Annotated in this window: 20 protein-coding genes; 13 read left to right on the plus strand and 7 right to left on the minus strand. The window is 41.2% G+C overall.

Annotation, left to right across the window (positions count from 1 at the left end; translation table 11 throughout):
• Window positions 1-32: 32 nt before the first annotated feature.
• Window positions 33-1,607, minus strand: a complete 1,575-nt coding sequence (locus AOG27_RS13215; protein WP_054553485.1) for an arylsulfatase — start codon at window positions 1,605-1,607, stop codon at window positions 33-35.
• A gap of 313 nt (window positions 1,608-1,920) precedes the next feature.
• On the opposite strand from AOG27_RS13215, the gene AOG27_RS13220 reads away from it, so the two are divergent.
• Both AOG27_RS13220 and AOG27_RS13225 read left to right on the plus strand, forming a co-directional pair.
• Complete coding sequence (locus AOG27_RS13220; RefSeq protein ID WP_228482476.1) at window positions 1,921-2,742, plus strand: hypothetical protein; 822 nt, start codon at window positions 1,921-1,923, stop codon at window positions 2,740-2,742.
• A gap of 42 nt (window positions 2,743-2,784) precedes the next feature.
• Window positions 2,785-3,261: a hypothetical protein gene (locus AOG27_RS13225; RefSeq protein WP_054553486.1), complete on the plus strand. Its 477-nt coding sequence runs from the start codon at window positions 2,785-2,787 to the stop codon at window positions 3,259-3,261.
• Window positions 3,262-3,295: 34 nt separating this feature from the next.
• Here the strand turns inward: AOG27_RS13225 and AOG27_RS13230 are convergent, their stop codons facing one another.
• From AOG27_RS13230 to AOG27_RS13240, 3 genes are all read right to left on the minus strand, one after another.
• Window positions 3,296-3,631: a hypothetical protein gene (locus AOG27_RS13230; protein ID WP_054553487.1), complete on the minus strand. Its 336-nt coding sequence runs from the start codon at window positions 3,629-3,631 to the stop codon at window positions 3,296-3,298.
• Between the two features lie 465 nt (window positions 3,632-4,096).
• Entirely contained in the window at window positions 4,097-5,134 is a 1,038-nt protein-coding gene (locus AOG27_RS13235) for a methionine synthase (RefSeq protein WP_054553488.1), read from the minus strand.
• Window positions 5,135-5,145: 11 nt separating this feature from the next.
• Window positions 5,146-6,123 carry a DUF1852 domain-containing protein gene (locus AOG27_RS13240; RefSeq protein ID WP_054553489.1) on the minus strand — a complete coding sequence of 326 codons (978 nt, stop codon included), beginning with the start codon at window positions 6,121-6,123 and terminating at the stop codon, window positions 5,146-5,148.
• A 380-nt stretch (window positions 6,124-6,503) separates the two neighbouring features.
• Here AOG27_RS13240 and AOG27_RS13250 point away from each other — a divergent pair, with 380 nt between their 5' ends.
• The 3 genes from AOG27_RS13250 to AOG27_RS13265 all read left to right on the plus strand — a co-directional run bounded on the left by AOG27_RS13250 (window position 6,504) and on the right by AOG27_RS13265 (window position 11,041).
• Entirely contained in the window at window positions 6,504-7,313 is an 810-nt protein-coding gene (locus tag AOG27_RS13250; RefSeq protein WP_054553491.1) for a sulfite exporter TauE/SafE family protein, read from the plus strand.
• A gap of 130 nt (window positions 7,314-7,443) precedes the next feature.
• Window positions 7,444-8,580: a serine hydrolase domain-containing protein gene (locus AOG27_RS13255; RefSeq protein ID WP_054553492.1), complete on the plus strand. Its 1,137-nt coding sequence runs from the start codon at window positions 7,444-7,446 to the stop codon at window positions 8,578-8,580.
• Between the two features lie 499 nt (window positions 8,581-9,079).
• Window positions 9,080-11,041 carry a TonB-dependent receptor plug domain-containing protein gene (locus AOG27_RS13265; protein ID WP_054553494.1) on the plus strand — a complete coding sequence of 654 codons (1,962 nt, stop codon included), beginning with the start codon at window positions 9,080-9,082 and terminating at the stop codon, window positions 11,039-11,041.
• A 39-nt stretch (window positions 11,042-11,080) separates the two neighbouring features.
• Here the strand turns inward: AOG27_RS13265 and AOG27_RS13270 are convergent, their stop codons facing one another.
• Window positions 11,081-11,992, minus strand: a complete 912-nt coding sequence (locus AOG27_RS13270; protein WP_200909099.1) for a LysR family transcriptional regulator — start codon at window positions 11,990-11,992, stop codon at window positions 11,081-11,083.
• 97 nt (window positions 11,993-12,089) lie between these two features.
• Here AOG27_RS13270 and AOG27_RS21520 point away from each other — a divergent pair, with 97 nt between their 5' ends.
• Genes AOG27_RS21520 through AOG27_RS13285 form a run of 4 tightly spaced genes read left to right on the plus strand, consistent with a single transcriptional unit; the run spans window position 12,090 to window position 14,549 of the window.
• Window positions 12,090-12,248: a hypothetical protein gene (locus AOG27_RS21520; RefSeq protein WP_161804352.1), complete on the plus strand. Its 159-nt coding sequence runs from the start codon at window positions 12,090-12,092 to the stop codon at window positions 12,246-12,248.
• A gap of 11 nt (window positions 12,249-12,259) precedes the next feature.
• Entirely contained in the window at window positions 12,260-13,363 is a 1,104-nt protein-coding gene (locus AOG27_RS13275) for an alkene reductase (RefSeq protein WP_054553628.1), read from the plus strand.
• Entirely contained in the window at window positions 13,360-14,307 is a 948-nt protein-coding gene (locus AOG27_RS13280) for a polysaccharide deacetylase family protein (protein ID WP_152967146.1), read from the plus strand. The genes AOG27_RS13275 and AOG27_RS13280 overlap by 4 nt, the downstream gene beginning before the upstream one ends.
• Complete coding sequence (locus AOG27_RS13285) at window positions 14,304-14,549, plus strand: hypothetical protein (protein ID WP_054553496.1); 246 nt, start codon at window positions 14,304-14,306, stop codon at window positions 14,547-14,549. Before AOG27_RS13280 ends, AOG27_RS13285 begins: the two co-directional genes overlap by 4 nt.
• Before the next feature lie 87 nt (window positions 14,550-14,636).
• On the opposite strand, the gene AOG27_RS13290 is transcribed toward AOG27_RS13285, so the two are convergent.
• Entirely contained in the window at window positions 14,637-15,635 is a 999-nt protein-coding gene (locus tag AOG27_RS13290) for an AraC family transcriptional regulator (RefSeq protein WP_054553497.1), read from the minus strand.
• A 1-nt stretch (window position 15,636) separates the two neighbouring features.
• Complete coding sequence (locus AOG27_RS13295; RefSeq protein ID WP_054553498.1) at window positions 15,637-16,419, minus strand: SDR family NAD(P)-dependent oxidoreductase; 783 nt, start codon at window positions 16,417-16,419, stop codon at window positions 15,637-15,639.
• A 176-nt stretch (window positions 16,420-16,595) separates the two neighbouring features.
• On the opposite strand from AOG27_RS13295, the gene AOG27_RS13300 reads away from it, so the two are divergent.
• The 4 genes from AOG27_RS13300 to AOG27_RS13315 are packed head-to-tail and all read left to right on the plus strand — an operon-like array spanning window position 16,596 to window position 19,919.
• A complete protein-coding gene (locus AOG27_RS13300; RefSeq protein ID WP_054553499.1) occupies window positions 16,596-17,360 on the plus strand; it encodes a metalloregulator ArsR/SmtB family transcription factor in 765 nt (254 codons plus the stop codon).
• A 9-nt stretch (window positions 17,361-17,369) separates the two neighbouring features.
• On the plus strand, window positions 17,370-18,392 hold the full coding sequence (arsB, locus tag AOG27_RS13305; RefSeq protein ID WP_054553500.1) for an ACR3 family arsenite efflux transporter: 1,023 nt from the start codon (window positions 17,370-17,372) through the stop codon (window positions 18,390-18,392).
• A 13-nt stretch (window positions 18,393-18,405) separates the two neighbouring features.
• Window positions 18,406-18,906 carry a dual specificity protein phosphatase family protein gene (locus tag AOG27_RS13310; RefSeq protein WP_054553501.1) on the plus strand — a complete coding sequence of 167 codons (501 nt, stop codon included), beginning with the start codon at window positions 18,406-18,408 and terminating at the stop codon, window positions 18,904-18,906.
• 2 nt (window positions 18,907-18,908) lie between these two features.
• Entirely contained in the window at window positions 18,909-19,919 is a 1,011-nt protein-coding gene (locus AOG27_RS13315; protein WP_054553502.1) for an ArsJ-associated glyceraldehyde-3-phosphate dehydrogenase, read from the plus strand.
• The last annotated feature ends 1 nt before the right edge of the window (window position 19,920 follow it).

Here is a 19,920-nt window from a genome sequence, read left to right on the forward strand (position 1 = left end):
CAGGCTCATTTTAATTACTATACCAAATAAGATTAGAGTCCGAGTCCTATATCCGTATTTGGGTATTTTTTCATTGTGGCTATGTGTGCTTTCATAAACTTAGTCGCTTGAGGCATGCCCCATTCAAAATATTGGTGCCCTGTGCTTGCCATTTCTTTAGGGTCCATATTTAAATTGAAAACCCAAGGCGCCGTTCCGATATCTAATAAGAATGATGCATCAATGTTGCGTCTTGGCACTGCAGTATTGAACACTTTAAAATGAATTTTGTAGTCTAACCAGCGAAGTGCTGTGAAATCTTCACGGCTCCACATATACACAACTTGACGTCGTGATTTGCCATTATCAGCTAGTAAGAAAGCTGTTTGATCTATGCCATCGAAATACATATTACTCGGAAGCTCATCAATAACACCACCTAATCGTAAAGAAGTCATGTAGATATCGGTGAGGTCCATTAAGCCATTATTGACCTGCCCAGCAGATATCATGCCTTTCCAGTAAGCAATGCCGGGAATTCTAACTCCTCCTTCCCATGTTGTTCCTTTACCACCACGCCACGGCGAATAGCCACTATCTGGCCAAGTATCTTCATTAGGGCCATTATCTGAAGTGAAAATAATTAGTGTATTTTCTAGCTGCCCTTTTTCTTTTAATAGAGCAACAAGTTCACCTGTAATATCATCAACTTCGACCATAGCATCGCGAACGGGCATTGCAGCTGGGCTTGCGCCTTTGTATTTTGGAGCTGGGTAGTTGTCGTTATGGATCTTTGAAAAAGAATGAATTAAATAAAATGGTTTCCCTTCATCAACAGCTTGGTTTATAAATTTTACAGACTCATCTCGCAATACCTGATCAATCATTGAGATATCTTCAATACTATTAATTGGATACGCAATTTCACGCTTACCACCTTTGCGGCCTTTTATCAGGCCTTCAGGACGCAGCTGAGAAGCTTTAGTGTAAAGCTCTTTGTTCGTCATCATGTCGGCATATTGGCGCTCTACCAAAAATTGGGTGTAATCTGATTGAACTGATGGGAGGCCATAGAAATAATCAAAACCTACCTCATGAGGAAGCATTCCCTCAGCTTCACCAACATGCCATTTACCGATTAGCGCCGTTTTATAGCCCACTTTAGATAATAGCTTACCTTGAGATACTTCTTTCTCCCACGGATTTTGTGTCACTTTATCGCCAGTTAGAATAGGGCGAACTAAGCCACTTCTTACGGGTAATCTACCAGTTGTCAGTGCAGCTCGAGAAGATGTGCAAGTTGGTTGTGAATACATTGATGTGAGGCGAAGCCCTTCGTTTGCCAGTTTATCTATATTAGGAGTGGGAGCACCTATCGCTGCACCGCCACCATACACTCCAGGGTCACCCCAGCCTAAATCATCTACTAGTAAAACAAGAACATTTGGCTTTCTGCCTTGCTTAGCTTCGAGATTCTTTAGCTTTGAGACCGCAACTTTCTCTTGTTCAGGGCGAGGAATGGCTGGCTCCATATTTGCCTTTTCAACGATTGCATCATTGAATACATTTTTTTCTGCAACCACAGAAAATGATGCGATTAACAGACTGAGAACTAAAAACCTTTTCATACTTTACTCCTTGTTAAGAGGGATGAATTCACTCATATATATTAACTGTTTGATATAAATCTAGTTATTCTGAATTTTTAGTCTTTATTAAGAATATCAGCTGTTGGAAATATGGCCAGTTTTATTGTGCTAGTTTTGCGAGGAACTGAACTTAATGGCGAGTTTATTAATTCTAGAATGAAATATGAGTTCATGTTTTTTTATTATTACTAAAGGTATGGCGCTGCTATAAGTTTTATCTCAAAAATATGATTTTTGTGCCTTAAATGGTATTGTCCTCAGTGTAAATTTAATTAAAAGGAATTACTTTTTTATGCTAAATAAAATGCTTCTTAGTGGTGCTTTTCTATTTTCTGTTACTGCAATGGCTGACATGCCAGCCTACTTTAATAATGAGATAGATCAAGAGTATCGCGCGGTTTTAAAGCACATGGATGAAATGATGCCGCAAACCGATTTAGAGCTTGCTTACTTACCCTCTTTTTACCCGTTTAGCATCTTTGATATTCATGCCACAAAATTGAAAAATGACAAAGATAAGCAAGCGTTTACTAACTTTAATTTAGGCGTGCTTGGTAGTCAGTTTTTAAATGTAGAACCGCAGGTTGGAACAAAACTTCCTAATTTAGTTATTTGTAAAAAAGATAAGTGTACGGAACAAAGGCTAAAGCAAATTAGCTCATTTTTAGCTGTATCGGAGGAGCAAATCTTAGCTTTTAAAAATAACATTAGCTTGAACCTTGTACAATTAACTGCGCCGAATGTTTATCGTATTAACAATACTTTTTACTCCCCAACTCAATTATTAAGCTATACACCATCAAAGTATGCGGGTTTTGTACCATCTGCCGATTATAAAATTCTATCACCTGATACAGCCTCTAGTTTGATGGAGCTATCAGCTTATTCTCAAAAGCTCAGAGATTTAATGATTAAACATAAAGTTGCAGCTGTCACAAAAGATAAGAATGACAGCGTAAATGTAATTTTTGGCGGCCTTAGCGATAATCATTGGGGGGTGGTACTTTTAGACAAAAGTAATATACCTAGGAAAGGTGATAGAAATGCAATTGGCCTTGAGTATGACGTAATAAAACCACTCTCTGAGACAAGCTTTTATTATCAAACAAATTAAGTCTATTTTTATCAAAAAGTGTATAAATCAATAGAGTGAATTATGAGCTCATTTAAAAAATATAGATTAAAGAACTCTCGGTTTGGGTTGAAAAGTTTTGGTTTAATAGCACTATTTGTATCTTTAACAGGGTATGCCACCGAGCAGCAAATACAGCAGCAAGTTGATGCGTTTATTCAAAACCAATATAAAGATCATTTTCCAGAGTTAGTCTCTGATGATGAAGTTGGCCGGTTAAAGCGTTTTTATGAGCATATTGATGGCAGAGTCTCTATATTTTGGACTTATCAATCAGGCAATGTTTGGTTAGAGAAGCTGACTCTTATTGAGGTTCAAAATGACGGTTATAACGAGTTGTCGTCTATTTCTTTTAACGGAGTTGTAGAAAGTACAAATAAGGTAGGCGAAGAGCTTGTCATACAATTACGTACATATGATGAAAATGATCCTCGTTGCTGCCCCAGCAAGAAAACCACGTTACGCTACAGTATTTATAATGGTGAGCTAATTGAGTTATAGCCTGATAATTTGTCACCAGGCTATAAATCAAGAATTAGCAAATATGATATTCACCACGTGGTTTGTTGCTGAACATAAAGGCCTGTAACTCAGATTTGAGTACTTCGATAATATCAGTTGTAAAGGGCGTTCTGATTTCGCCAGAGTCTAAATATCTAAGCAGATCAGTTTCATGCTTGAGTGCCGATTGAATAGAGTAGCTAATAGGATAAGTCACTTTAAACTGTTTGCGCGATATCACGTTATCGTGGTTTTCAATATCAACATAAAAAGTTAACTGTTCGTCTTCTTCGCAAATATCACTGCAGGTGCCTTGTTCGCGAATACAATCTAAGACAATATTTCTGATGAAAATATCAAATTCGTTCATATTAATCCTTTAATCTTTGCCCTTCCATTGGGTACAAATAAAACTAGCAAAAAGTAATTAATTTAGCCAATCCAATTTTGCATCTTTTGGATTAACTCTTTCTGAATGGGTTGATTTAATAGTATTAGGGGGTGGGCAGTAGTTAGTTGATAGAGGATAGGATGCGCGATACACGTTTCACGCCTACGTTGTAGCAGCGGCTTTATGCTGTGGCATTGATAAATTTTTACGAGAAACGAGAAACGAGAAACGAGAAACGAGGGGTGAGGTAAAACGCGATGTGAAATCGCTGCTACACAAGCAGGTTCAGACTAAATTTAAAATCTGACGGGCTAAAGCCCGACCTACCATGTAGGTCGCTATTTATGGCGACAAGGCTCGAGGGAGATGCGCACCTCGCCTCTCGAACCTCGCACCTCGCAACTTTCCTCTTTCACCTAGTAACTCGCTAACTACCTCTAGAACCTAGCTTCTCGCCCCTAAAACCTCGCCTCTTACAATCTCTGCACCTTTACTTAGCGCACTGAGTTTGGCGCTTGCTATGTGGCGAGGGAGGGGAGCCATACCGCAGTTTGTGCATGGGTAAAGCTTGTTGGCATCAACGTATTTCAGAGCTTCGCGTAATGTGTGTGCGACCTCTTCAGGGGTTTCAATTTCATTGCTCGCTACATCAATGGCGCCAACCATCACTTTTTTTCCACGTATGAGTGCTAATAGCTCAATGGGCACGCGAGAGTTGTGGCACTCAAGTGAAATAATATCGATATTCGATTTTTGAAGTTTTGGGAATACTTCTTCATATTGACGCCATTCATTGCCCAGTGTTTGTTTCCAATCAGTGTTGGCTTTGATGCCATAGCCGTAGCAAATGTGCACGGCGGTTTCGCATTTTAAGCCTTCGATTGCTCTTTCGAGGCACTTAATGCCCCAGTCATTAACATCATCGAAAAACACATTAAACGCAGGCTCATCAAATTGAATAATATCAACACCCGCAGCTTCGAGTTCTTTCGCCTCTTGATTGAGGATTTTGGCAAATTCCCATGCTAGTTGTTCACGGCTTTGATAGTGGGCGTCATACAAGGTGTCAATCATGGTCATAGGCCCTGGCAACGCCCATTTTATAGGTTGCTTGGTTTGCGAACGTAAAAACTTGGCGTCTTCAACAAACACGGGTTTGCTGCGTGACACCGGGCCAATCACACTTGGTACACTGGCTTCGTAACGATTACGAATGGTCACTGTTTTACGGTTCTCAAAATCAACGCCATTTAAGTGTTCGATAAAGGTCGTTACAAAGTGTTGGCGGGTTTGCTCGCCGTCGCTCACGATATCAACGCCAGCTTGTTGCTGCTCTTGTAAGGCAACACGCAGTGCGTCTTGTTTGCCGTCAATAAGTTCTGTTCCTTGCAATTTCCAAGGTGACCATAAGGTTTCAGGCTCAGCAAGCCAAGCTGGTTTTGGTAAGCTGCCAGCTGTTGATGTTGGTAATAATTTTTTCATTTTTAATCTCATTAAATTGCGTAGTTGGCAGACCATTTTTCAAGTACTGATTGATAAGGCTTAATAAAGTGTTGCTCTGTAAATTTACCTTGTGCAATCGCTAGTTGACTGCGCTCTTCACGGTCGTAAACAATTTGCGTAATAGAGTGATCGGCGTTTCTTAAATTGGGTTGATAGCAACTACCCGCCACGGCATTGGCGTTATAAATTTCTGGACGGTAGATTTTTTGGAATGTTTCCATAGTGCTAATCGTGCTGATCAACTCTAAGTTGGTGTAATCGTTCAGCAAGTCACCAAAGAAATAAAACGCCAGCGGAGCAACTGTGTTTGGTGGCATAAAATAGCGCACCTGCAAGCCCATTTTTTTAAAGTATTGCTCGGTTAATGAGGACTCATTTGGTTGGTACTCAACACCTAAAATTGGGTGTTGGTTTTCTGTGCGGTGGTACGTTTTGTTATCAGACACGCTTAAACAAATAACCGGTGGCTTTTTAAAGTGCTGTTTGTAAGTTTCTGAGTCAATAAAGTATTTAAATAGTTTACCGTGTAAGTCACCAAAGTTTTCGGGAATGCTAAATTCGCTTTTTGCTTTGTTATGATCAAGCAGCAGGACGCTAAAATCATAATCGCGCACGTAAGATGAAAAGTTATTACCAACAATACCTTCGATACGTTCATTAGTTTGGTGATCAATGATATTCGTTTTTAGTACTTCAATTGACGGGAATGCCTCTGCGCTTTGTGCAATTTCTAAATCAACAGAAATGATCTCAAGCTCTACTGAGTAGCGGTTGCCTTGCGGGTTATCCCAGTTTGCTAGCGCATTAAAGCGACTATCAATCATTTTTAAGGCGTTACGTAAATTCTGCTGGCGACTTTCACCGCGAGCTAGGTTCGCAAAGTTTGTGGTAAGTCGTGTGCTATTTGACGGATGATAATTTTCGTCGAGGCAAATACTTTTAATTGTAAATCTGAAATCGTTGTTCATGGCAATGTATCCAAAAGTCCTGAGATAAATGATTGCTGCTCACCTTCCTTAAATCGCTAGGTCATTAACCTTAGGTTGCTCTGCAGCGCTAATAAATTTATACGTTCTTACTATCATGAAGAAAAACGTTTTTATTTCAGGTAAAACATGAGGCAGATTCATGCTGCTTTGTTGTCTTAGTTCTAAAAACAGCAACTGGGAATGAAAAAATGCTTTAAAGTTATTTTGGACGTCTAGATTTCTAAAGTCATATGTTGAAGTTGCAGTAATTTCATATAAAACGTGAGTAATATTCACTAGTTAACAGGACTTTTGAGAGCAACCCCGTACTTTATTGTTGTTATACTCGGTTTCACAAATCAACAACACAGACAAATACAATGAATGAATTAATCGTGCTTATTATCGCTTGCGCCATACTTGGTAGCGGGGTTGGCTTTTTAGCTGGGCTGTTAGGAATTGGTGGAGGCCTAGTGATCGTGCCTATATTAAGCATGATCTTGCTGTATTTTCAGGTGTTACCCGCAGAGCAAGTGGTGCTGGTGGCGATTGCTACATCGCTCGCCTCAATTCTTTTTACTTCAACGTCATCAGCTATCGCTCACCACAAAAATGGTAATGTGCCTTGGCAATTGGCTCCGTGGGTAATGACAGGGGTTGCACTAGGCGCACTTATCAGTGGCTTTTTGGCTTCGCTATTACCCGCAAATGTGGTGCGAATTGTATTCGCTGTGAGTGTGGTGCTTATTGCATTAAAAATGATTTTCAGCAGTAAAAGCGACAGCCAAACATCACGAACGCTACCTAATAAAGGCCTTTTGACACTTTATACATCCATCACAGGGGGTCTATCTGCCATGATAGGTATTGGCGGTGGTGCGGTACTTGTGCCGCTACTGACGTTTTTCTCGGTTGATATGAAAAAAGCCATTGGCTGTGCTTCGGCGTGCGGTATTGTCATTGCGCTATTTGGCTCTGTGGGTTACATCAGCTCAGGCAGTCAGTACTTTACATTAAAAGAGGGCTTTGCTGGATTTGTTTATTTGCCAGCCTTGTTTGGCATTGTGTGTACTTCGTGGTTTACCGCACCATTAGGTGCAAAAGCAACGCATCATTTACCCGTCTCTACTATTAAAAAAATATTTGCTGGGCTGTTGGTTATTATGGCTGTGAATATGCTTACAAAATAGTGTTAACTTATTAATTCGACAACGCAAAAACGGTTTGTTAATGTCAGTTAAGTAGTAATTAGGCTGCTTAACTGCGCGCTTATTTTGGCTTTAGGCGCTAATAAAGGATTCATTTTTTAAGGAACCTGTTATGGATCGTCGGTGCTCTCTAGCAAGTAAAAAAACGCTAAGCTCTTTATTTGTTGCTCTATCAATGTTGGCTTTGCCAGTGACTGCTGAGCCTACAAAGCCACTCGAAACTCACCACGCTTTAATGGGCCAAGTTCTCAATGCACACCAACAAGCTCCCCTTACAGGTTTTGCACTTCATGTGATTGTTGATGATGGACATACTTTTTCAACGGTAAAGCAAAGTAAAGAAAATGCGCCGCAAGTTATTAACCCCAACAGTTTATTTAGAATTGCCAGCGTGACTAAAACCTTCACTGCAGCAACGGTGCTACGTTTGCATGAAGAAGGTAAATTAAATCTTGATACAACACTTGATAAGTTAATTTCTGACGACTTTTTTGCGCTTCTTGAAAGCGATGGCTATGTCCTTGATAAAATGACGCTTAAGCAAGTGCTGAGTCATACAGCAGGGCTATACGATCACGCTCAAAGCGATCAGTATTTAGCTGGCATAATGGCAAATCCGCAGCAAGATATTACGATGCGCGAGCAAATTAAAGGGTGTGTAGAGTGGGGCGACCCAGTTGGCAAACCTGGCGAGCTTTTTTCATATTCAGATACCGGATATGTGTTACTCGGCCATATTATTGAAAGAGTGACAGATTTACCCTTGCCTGAAGCGGTTCGAAAGTACTTAGGTTTTGACAAAAATCATATCGAAAATGTGGTCTGGGAACGTGGTGATTCAGTTGCTGTGGATGATTCGCGACGCGTGCATCAATACTTGCACAGCACCGACACCTTTAATTGGAGTCCAACTGTCGATTTATATGGTGGCGGTGGGCTTGTTGCCAGTCCAATCGGTATGGCTAAATTTTATCAGGCTTTATTTTCAGGTAAGGTCTTCAAACACCCAGAAACGCTCAAACTGATGCTCTCTAATAAAGGCTTACCTGCAGGTAGCCCTTATCGTTTAGGTGTATTTGCAAAAGAATATAACGGCACTTTGGTTTATCAACATGGTGGCTTTTGGGGCACTTTGGTGATGTATGAACCAACGACGCAGGTGGTGGTAGCAGGAGCTGTTACTCAGCAAAAAGACTATGCCCAGCTTGAAAAAGTGATGAGTGATTACTTAACATTACAAGCAAAATAAGCGCAATGAGTGTTACAATGACCCGTAACTTATTTCAGATTTAAATTAAATGTCTAAGCTTTGTTCAACTTGGTTGGTGATAATGTGTGTTTTGCTCTCTTTTATAGGGCAGGTTATTGCGTCGCCGTCTGAGTTACCTTGTGAAAGTGAAGATATTTATCAGCTCGCTGCACTTGATAGCGCAACCATCCAAATCAGCCTGAGTGAAACTAATGATTGCTGCAATATCGATTGCTGTGAATTAGGGTGTTCTTGCATAGCAAGTTTATGCTCACCAATCTTGTATTTAGACCTTGAAGTTAAAAAAATTAAGTTGCCCTATTTTGCTGGTTTTCGATTCAGTGATCAGCAACAACCCCCCAACTTAATTGCACGGCAATTATATCGCCCACCCATTTTTACCTCTTAACCAAAACCTATAAGTTGGCATTTGCTCGCCTATAGGTGCTGGTTAATGAAAATTTATTTGTCATTACAATAAGCATTCTAAGAGGTAAAAATGCGTCAAAGACTATTTAAATTAGCCGCGGTTACACTGCTATTGCCATCGGCTGGTTATACAAGTGCACATGAAGATGAACATCATCATGAAGAAAAAAGTATCGAGCGAATTCAGGTCAGAGCGTCACGTTTAGGGCGTATTGTGACAGAGTCAGCTACTCGCACTGAGATTATTAACGGTGAAGAAGTTCAAGAAAAGGCATTAATGCGGCCTGGAAATATTTCGATGTTAGTTGCTGAAACAGGGGGGGTTAGGGTGCAAACAACATCACCATCACTAGGCAGCGCGAATATTCGTTTGCAAGGTTTGTATGGTCGATATACCCAGTTACTAAGCGATGGCTTGCCACTTTATGGTGGGCAAACGGCTTCGATTGGCCTTTTACAAATTCCACCTACTGACCTTGCAAATGTTGAGATAATTAAAGGTTCTGCCTCATCTTTATATGGTGGTTCAGCACTTGGTGGTGTAATTAACTTAATTTCGCGAACACCTGCCGACGAGTTTGGCGGCGAGGTATTGCTTAATGCGACATCTAAAGATGGCCAAGATGTAACAACCTATTTATCGGCACCGCTCAATGAGTCGTTCGCAAGCTCTCTGACGGCGGGCATTCATCATCAAGCAAAACAGGATCTGGATGACGATGGTTGGATAGATATGGCACAGTATGAACGGGTCACTGCAAGGCCTAGGTTTTACTATCAAGGCGAAAATGGAGAAAACCTTTACGTAACACTTGGAGGGATGAAAGAACAGCGTAAAGGTGGCACAAAAGCTGGGGCTTTAATGCCTGATGGTCTGCCATTTGTGCAACAGCAAGATACACTCAGAGCAGACTTAGGTTTTGTTTATGATCAAGCATTAGCTGAAGAACTTGATTTAAATGTTCGTGGCTCAGCAATGGAACAAGATCATGATCACCAGTACGGTCAGGTATTTGAACAAGATAAGCATAATAGTTATTTACTTGAGTCGAGTGTGTCAGGTTATTTGCACAATACTGCTTGGTTGGTAGGTGTTGCATATCAAACAGAGCAGTTTTCCTCACAGACATTTTCGGCGTTTGATTATCGTTATGAGGTGCCAGGACTGTTTTCACAAATTGATTACCAAGCAACGGATGACTTATCAATGTCAGTGAGTGCTCGTGCAGATGATCACAGTGAATATGGCAATCAATTTAGTCCTCGACTTTCTGTACTCTATAATCCAGAAAACTGGCTATTTAGAGGTGCATATGGCAAAGGGTATTTTGCACCAACTCCTTTTATTGAAGAAATTGATGAGGTCGGTTTATCACAGCTTGAGCCCATTAATGACTTACAAGCAGAGCAAGCAGATACAGCTTCATTCGATATTAGCTACATTGCTGGTGATTTAGAAACCAGCATAACGTTGTTTTCATCAAATATTGAGCATGTTACAGAGCTTGAAGCCTCTCAAGTTGGCAGTGAAAAAGCCGTTCGACTTGTAAACAGCCAAGGGCAAACACAAATCAGAGGCGCAGAGTTTTTAATGCGCTATCGCTGGCATGATATTAAGTTTACCGGCAGCTATTTATATACCGATGCAACGAAGCAAAATCAGGCAGGGTATGGTCGCGAAAAACTCACTCTAACACCAGAGCACTCGGCTGGGCTTGTTGTAATGTGGGAAGAGCATGGCAGTCATCTAGTTGGTTTTGAAGCCTATTATACGGGTACTCAGCACCTTGAAGACAACCCTTACCTTGAACGAAGCAAACCATATTGGCACTTGGGGTTGTTAGGTCAAATAACCACGGGTAACGTAAGCTGGTTTGTAAACGCAGAGAACTTACTTAACGTTCGTCAAACAAAAGAACATCCGCTCACCTTGCCTGAGCAAGCTGCAAGTGGAAGCTGGACAACTGATATATGGTCTCGAAATGACGGTTTTACCGTTAATGCAGGCATGCGAATTCAATTTGGTGGTTAATTAATAAATACCCAAGCCGCTCATACTTTGTTGGGCGGCTTACTTATTTTTAAACCAACGCTCAAAAAACTCTATAAACGCTTTCACTTGCCGAGGTTGAAATTGCCTGCTCGGATATATCACCTGTAGGCCGACACTTTTTTTATCGCTGTGGCTAAAGCCTCGAACATACTCATCTAGTATCAAAATAAGGTCGCCTGTTTTGAGGTCATTTTTGATATCAATGTATGATTTTAAGGCTATGCCATGGCCTTGATTTGCCCAGCGTCTTACCACCTCACCGTCTGAGCATGAAAGGTGGGGAGCTACTTTGATAGAAAAGTGCGTGTTATCTACCTCAAAATGCCAGTCATTTAGTGGTTGCCCGAGTCGCTCAAGCACAAGGCAACGATGATTTTTTAAATCTTCAGGATGTCTTGGCAAACCAAACGATTTTATATAGCTAGGTGAGGCGCATAGCACACGGCGGTTATTACATAGCGGGCGGCTAATCAAGTTACTATCAGGCAAATTGCCGAATCTAAATGCCAGATCAATGCCTTCCTCAACAATATTGGTAACCCCATCTGTCAGTACTAAATGCGGTTTAACATTTGGGTGGTTATTGATGAATTCTGCTAATGCGGGTGCAACAAACTGGCGACCAAAGTCAGATGTTGCAGAGAGTTTTAGCTGGCCTCTTAGGCTTTGTTGTGACTCTTGAAGTATGTTTTCAGTATTTTCGACTTCTGCTAATACTCTTAAACAGCCACTATAAAAACGTTCGCCTGCATCTGTTAAGGCAATACTGCGCGTATTACGCGTTAATAATCGCGTATCGTAATTTTGCTCAATTTTATTAATTCGTGCTGTCATGCTTGCAGGCGAAAGCCCCAATTTTCTTCCCGCAGCGGCTAACCCTCCCGCTTTTACAACGTGAACAAAAAGCGCCATATCATCAATTTTTGACATTATTCTTCAGTTTTAATGAATACTGATTTAACTCTAAGGCTAATTATCAATTTAGTCAAAATAGTTAAACTCATTTCATCACTTGAAGGAGATTGAAATGCAGCTTAATCATGCTCTGCTATTAGCAACGAATATCCAGCACATGGCTCAGTTTTTAGAGTCGTCGTTAGGCCTTAAAAAGGGGCCAAGGCCAGCATTTGGTTTTGATGGTGTTTGGTTATATGACGACTTGGATACGCCATGTATTCATATTTAAAAGGTACACACATGAAAAATAGAGTATTTAATCCAGACCAAATAGGTCATCATAAAACCGCAAATAAAATAGTAATGGCTCCTATGACCCGTTCACGTACGGCTCAACCAGGTGATATTCCGACAAGTCTAATGGCAGAATATTATGCGCAACGAGCCAGTGCGGGTTTTATAGTATCAGAGGCGACGCAAATTTCTGCACAAGGAAAGGGCTACTCATTTACCCCCGGGATTTATACTGAAGAGCAAATCAACGGATGGCGCAAAGTAACGCAGGCTGTTCATCAGCAAAATGGACTCATTTTTTCTCAGTTATGGCATGTTGGCAGAATGTCGCATAGTGTTTTTCATCCAGACGGCTTGCCGGTTGCGCCAAGTGCTATTGCTCCAAATGCGCAAGTGTGGGTGGTTGATGAAAATGGCGAAGGCCAAATGCTTGATTGTCCTACACCACGTGAATTATCGACCAATGAAATAAAGGGCATCGTTCAAGACTATAAACAAGCTGCTTTAAATGCGATTGAAGCAGGGTTTGATGGCGTTGAGGTACTTGCAGGCAATGGCTATTTAATCGATCAATTTCTAAGGCAAACATCAAACAAACGTACCGATGAATACGGCGGTAATATTGAAAATAGAGCAAAGTTCGCGCTGCAAATCATTACTGCGATTAGTCAAGCTATCGGCCCAGAAAAAACGGCTATTCGATTAGCACCTTTTATTACACAAAGAGGCATGGATGATCCACAAGCAATCGATGTCATTCTATATTTAGCTAAAAAGTTTGATGAACTTGGCATTGCTTATCTGCATTTAGCGGAAGCTGATTGGGATGATGCTCCCCTCGTAACCGATGAGTTTAGAGTGAAATTACGTGAAAGCTTTGGTGGCAAAATAGTGGTGGCAGGAAACTACACATTAGCAAAGGCTGATAAACTTATTGGTGAAGGTTTAGTTGACTATGTTGCATTTGGCAGAAAGTTTATTGCAAATCCAGATTTACCTTATCGCTTAGAGCACAATTTACCTCTGAATGAAATATCAGATCCTACTACTTTATTTGGTGGTGATGAGCGAGGTTACACAGACTACCCAGTATTTCAGGGGAATAAATGATGAAATTTTTAAAGCCAATTTTAATTGCGTCGCTGTTTTTTCTAAGTTGCTTAGGTGTTGCTCAGGCTAAGGAGGCAACATCTGCATTTTGGCCTGATGATGCTCAACTTGTGATCTCTATTTCGATGCAGTTTGAGGCCACAGCGCAAGATCAATCAGATCCGGGCCCGTTTCCACCGCAAGAGGTTGGGTATCCTGACACCATTTCGCCTTCTTGGTACCAATACGGCATGAACGAGGGCATTCCTAGGCTGCTAGATTTATGGGATAAGCATGATATTAAAGTCACCTCTCACATGGTTGGCAGAGCTGTTGAGTTAAACCCTGAGTTAGCAAAAGAAGTGGTTCAACGCGGGCATGAAGCATCAGGGCACGGACAAACATGGACCCCTCAATACTCTATGAGTGAAGAGCAAGAGCGACAGTCATACATAAAAAGTGCAAATATCATTGAAAAAGTAACAGGGCAGCGGCCTGTGGGCTTTAACGCTTTTTGGATGAGGCATTCAAAAAATACCCTCAAAATTCTTAAAGAATTAGGTTTTATTTACCACATAGACGATTTATCTCGTGATGAGCCATCGCTAACACCTGTTGGAAGTGACGACATTGTTGTTGTTCCATACACGTTTAGAAACAACGATATAGTTCGGTACACTGGCAGCACAGCCATGACTGGTAAGGCATATTTACAAGAGCTTAAAGACGAGTTTGATGTGCTCTACAAAGAAGGCAAACAACGTAGAAGGATGATGTCTATCAGTGCTCACGATAGATTAGCGGGCACTCCCGCCAGAGTGAAAGCGTTGGACGACTTTATAACCTATGCAAAGCAGCACAAAGGGGTTAAGTTTATGCGTAAAGATGACATAGCAAAATGGATGTTACGCCAAGACAATGTGCCAAAAAATCAGCCCCGTACTTTTACAGAGGATTTGTTATGAAATACACCGTAACCTTTATTGCACTACTTTTATCTGGTTGCGCCTCACAGCAGCAAACGGGTGAGTTTGAGGATGTAGTAATCGCAGATCATCACTGCCCAGGGGAAATAGATCGAAGCTATAACACCACGATTTATAGCTCTGATGAACCTGAAAAAGTTGGCAAAACTGAAGTTATAACGCGTTGCAATCCAGTTAAAACAGAAACTGAATTTGAAAGAGATTTAAAGCAGAAACATTAGCTTTTACGTATCGGTTATGGTGTGTCCAGTAAGGCTGCTATTGTTAATCAGCCTTTAGCTAGGCTTTTAGTTGGCTTAACAAAAAAACTAGTGTCTCACTTGTGTGCGCTTATGGGCGGGAGAAACACCCGTCCAGCTACTGTATGCGCGAACAAACGAATTTGTTTCGCTAAAACCGAGTAAAAAGGCGATTTCGATAATTGGTAACTCTGTTTGCATTAAGTAGTGCTGCGCAAGATCTTCTCGTACTTGTTGTAAGACTTTTTGATAACTTTGCTTTTCAGCTGTTAGTTTTCGTTGTAGAGAGCGTTTGCTGAGTGCCAACTCTGAGGCAACATGCTCAATGTTACTTTGCCCTTGAGGTAGGGATTTAAACAAAATACTTGATACCTTGTCAGTAAGGCTTTGTTCGCTGATAACATCTTGCAGCTTACGTTTTAAATCTCCCTCAAAGCACGACAACATTACTTGATTACTAGTTAAAAATGGCGCTTTTGCATCTTCTGCTAAAAATGTCACGCTAGGGGTATTCCCCACTCTCAGCGGGCAACCAAAGTAGGCTTCGTATTCCATGAGCTTTTCAGGTAGCTCTGGCACAATAACCGTAACAGGGTTAATTTGTTTTCGAGTAGCAAGGCGAGTGAGTTGTGTAAAAAATACCAGCTCTGCCAAGCTGTAGCACTTGGGCAGCGTATCAATAAAACCATAACAGCTTACTTGGGCTTTTGTATGAGTGTTGGTAATTTCAAGTGCTAGCTCCATAGGGCCAATTAGTGGTTTGTACTGTTGTAACCTCGCTAAAGCAGCATTTAAGTTTGGGCTACAAATCGCGGCAAAAATTGGTACGTCAAATGATTCTATTGTCATGACTTCGGCAAGTTTTAAGGGTAACTCAATGCCGTTTGCTGCTGTCTCTACACCCTGCCATAATTGGAAGTATTGAGCGGGCGTTAAGTATACTTTATCTTGAGAGAATAAACCTGAAGGCAACTGGGCATAAGCCAGTGCCTCTTCTAGGTTGATTTCTAAATCATTGAGTAATACTTGCCAGTTGGGAGGGATCAAAAACTTGCTGGCTCGTTTCATATTAGTTTCCGCTTTTTTCCATAAACTGACGAGAAATTTTTAACACAGTTTTGCGAGGCAATAAAGGGATCACCCAATTGAGCATAAATTTAAGCGGCGCTTCATTAAAAGCAATTAACTGACCTTTTTGCATTGCCTTGTAACCACACAGTGCCACAGAATGCGCTGATTTAGCATTCTTCCAAGCATCTACCCCTTGTAGATCACCTGCTTCAACAAAGCCTGTTGCTACTGTTCCTGGGCATAACGCGGTGACCGTAATGTTTTTATCTTTTACTTCTTCTGCAATTGCTTGACTGAATGAAGTCACAAACGCTTTCGTTGCATAATATACCGCTTGCAGTGGGCCGGGTATAAAGGAAGCTGTAGACGAAATATTTAAAATTTTGCCACGATTTCGCTCAACCATGCCTTGTAAGTAATAGTGGCTTAGGTTTGTTAATGTCACAATATTAAGTTGCATCATCGTTTGTTCTGCACTGAGATCACGCTTATGAAACTTGCCATGTCCGCCAATGCCGGCATTATTCACCAAAATATCTATGTGCAAACTAAGTGCCTCAGTACGTGTAAAAACATACTCAGCTGAATCTGGCTTAGATAAATCAGCAGCAATAACCGTAACCTTTACGTTGTGCTTTGATTCAAGCTGTTGTTTAAGATCATTCAGTTTGTCTTCTGAACGAGCTACCAGCACTAAATTATCGCCATGCTGTGCGTGAATATGCGCAAGTTCTAAACCAATCCCGTTTGAGGCGCCAGTGATCAATGCTGTTGATGTCATATTTGTACTCCATTAATTTGAGCTGTTGTTTTGTTATATGCATGGTAGGCCATCTTTTGGTGTCACATGACATCAGATCGCGCCATCGTTATTGCAAAACGCGCCATTTATAAAATTCAGCTTGCAAATGGTATATAACAAAAATATTATATAACGAAATTATTATGGAGTAAGCCGTGAAAGTCCTCTTTTTATGTACAGAAAATTCAGCCCGTTCAATTATGGCTGAAGCATTGCTTAAACATCATGGTAAAGGTGAGTTTGAGGTATTTAGTGCGGGCACAGAACCTTATGCGGTAGACCCTCGTACGCTTGCTACGATTGAGCATTTTGGCCTAAAAACCGATGACTTACACTCAAAGCACTTAAATGATGTAACTAACCTGCATTTTGATTATGTCATTACATTGTGCGACAAGGCAGCTAAAGAATGTGCAAATCGTGTTGATGGCACACATTGTTTAGGCTGGGACTTTGTTGATCCAAAAACTCGCCCCGAACCTCATGCCTTTGAAAAAACCTTGCAAGAGATCAATGAGCGAATTAAGCAGTTTGTGCAATCCCATAACAAAGAAAAACCAGTATCGATTTCGCCAACTACATTTTATAAAGCGCTTGCAGATGATATTCGTTTAAAAAGCTTATTGCTTATCGCTGTTGAGCAAGAGGTTTGCGTATGCGAACTAATGACGGCACTTAACGAGCAGAGCCAACCAAAGGTTTCAAGGCATTTAGCGCAACTTAAAAAGCAGGGCATTTTGTCGGATAGAAAACACCAGCAGTGGGTGTTTTACTCTTTAAACCCGACTCTACCTATGTGGATGAAACAAACAATTACCTCGACCGTGGTAAACGAACCAAATTTCATAGAAAACGAGTTAGCAAGGCTAAATGCGATGGGCGATGATCGCCCAACCCGTGTTGCTCGTTGCTGCAATTAAGGACTAAAAATGGGTGTTTTTGAACGATATTTATCTGTATGGGTTGCTGCTGCTATTGCCATTGGTGTGGCGCTAGGGGTGATGTTTCCGCCTTTATTTGAGCTAATAGCGAAAGCCGAAGTGGCGCATGTAAACATTGTTGTTGCACTGTTTATTTGGGTAATGATCTACCCGATGATGGTGCAAGTTGATTTTTCAACGATTAAAGAAGTCGGTAAGAATCCAAAAGGGCTGATGCTCACTTTAATCATTAATTGGCTTATCAAACCGTTTTCAATGGCCGCATTAGGTTGGTTATTTTTTGAAGGGTTATTTGCTGATTTTGTTAGCCCTGAAACGGCGCAAGAATATATTGCAGGCATGATTTTACTCGGTGTTGCACCTTGTACGGCAATGGTGTTTGTGTGGTCACAACTAACCAAAGGCGATGCAAATTATACCTTAGTGCAAGTATCTGTGAACGACATCATTATGATTTTTGCCTTTGCACCTATTGCGGGGTTGTTGCTGGGTGTGTCTGATATTCATGTACCTTGGCTTACACTGATGATTTCGGTTGTGTTGTATGTATTGCTACCACTCATTGCCGGGGTATTAACACGCAAAGCTCTTAATAATTCAGCGCAAAATGAAGCTGCTGTGCAGTCATTTTTAGAGAAAGTTAAACCTTACTCAGTTATTGGTTTACTGGCCACAGTGGTCTTGCTATTTGGGTTTCAGGCGAACACGATTTTAGCCCAACCGCTTAACATTGTACTGATTGCTATTCCGCTTGTTTTGCAAACCTACGGTATTTTTGTAATCACCTATTTCATTGCGTTAAAGCTTAGGCTTAAGCACAACATTGCAGGGCCAGCATGTTTAATTGGTACTTCTAACTTTTTTGAGTTAGCGGTCGCAGTGGCTATTTCATTATTTGGTTTGCACTCTGGGGCAGCATTAGCAACCGTTGTTGGGGTGTTGGTCGAAGTACCTGTAATGCTGTCGTTGGTTGCAATCGTTAATAAAACAACACATTGGTTTAAAGAGTAATTGGGGAATCATAATGCAATCACATCCATTTGATATTTTACAGCTAGAAACTGGGGCATTTATTTTTACCCCTTGCCCTGGCACAAAAGGCGTTGGCTTATCACAGTCTGTTGCTGATTTAAAAGCGGCAGGTGCAAAAGCCATTATTACGCTAATGTACGATGAAGAGCTTGTTAAAAATGGGGCGCAGCAGCTTGTAATCGAATGTGAGCAAGCTGGCCTTAGCTGGTTTCAGTTACCTATTTTGGATGATGACGCGCCAAACGAAGCGTTTAGTCTCGCTTTCAACAAACACCTTAACGACATTCTTGCCATCATAAAAAGTGGTGGTAGCGTGGCTGTACATTGTAAAGGCGGCTCAGGCCGTACAGGCTTAGTTATTGGTTTATTAATGCATGAGCTTGGCTATGCTAAAAATGACATAGTTACTCAAGTGCAGGCTATTCGCCCTAAATCGTTGCATAACCCAGTACAACGTTCATTTTTCGACAATTTTCAAAAAGTAGGAGCTTAACAATGGCAATTAAAGTAGGCATTAATGGTTTTGGCCGCATGGGTCGTTTATCACTAAGAGCAGCGTTTGCATGGGACGACGTTGAGTTTGTGCAAATTAATGACCCAGCGGGTGATGCAGCTACACTGGCTCACTTACTAAAGTATGATTCGGTACACGGTATTTGGCCTCATGAGGTTGAAAGTAACGACAATGTTGTGATTATCGATGGCCACGAAATTAACGTTACGCAAAATAAAGCGATTGCAGACACTGATTGGTCTGGTTGCGATATCGTTATCGAAGCCTCAGGTAAAATGAAAAAAACCGAATTACTGCAAGCCTATCTTGATCAAGGTGTGAAAAAAGTTGTTGTCACTGCGCCTGTAAAAGAAGACGGCGTGTTGAACGTTGTAATGGGTGTAAACGATGATTTATATGATGTACAGCAGCACGATATTGTGACTGCGGCATCATGCACTACCAACTGTTTAGCGCCTGTGGTTAAAGTATTGCAAGAAAAAATTGGTATCAAACATGGTTCAATGACGACCATTCACGATATCACTAACACGCAAACTATCTTAGATGCGCCCCATAAAGATTTACGCCGTGCTCGCGCATGTGGCATGAGCTTAATTCCAACTACAACCGGCTCTGCAACAGCGATTACACATATTTTCCCTGAACTTAAAGGCAAATTAAACGGCCACGCAGTTCGTGTGCCATTAGCAAATGCATCAATCACTGACTGTGTGTTTGAAGTTGAAAAGCCAACTACCGCTGAGCAAATTAACCTATGGATGCAAGAAGCCGCAGCAGGGGAGCTAAAAGGCATTTTGGGCTATGAAGAAAAGCCACTTGTTTCTATCGATTACAAAACCGACCCACGCTCAAGCATTGTTGATGCGTTATCAACCATGGTTGTCAACGAGACTCAAGTTAAGCTGTATGTTTGGTACGATAACGAATGGGGTTATGCAAACCGCACCGCCGAACTTGCCCGTAAAGTTGCGCGATCACTACAAGGTTAAA

Origin of the sequence: Pseudoalteromonas lipolytica (assembly GCF_001306915.1) — a bacterium.
GTDB classification, from domain to species: Bacteria; Pseudomonadota; Gammaproteobacteria; order Enterobacterales; family Alteromonadaceae; genus Pseudoalteromonas; species Pseudoalteromonas simplex.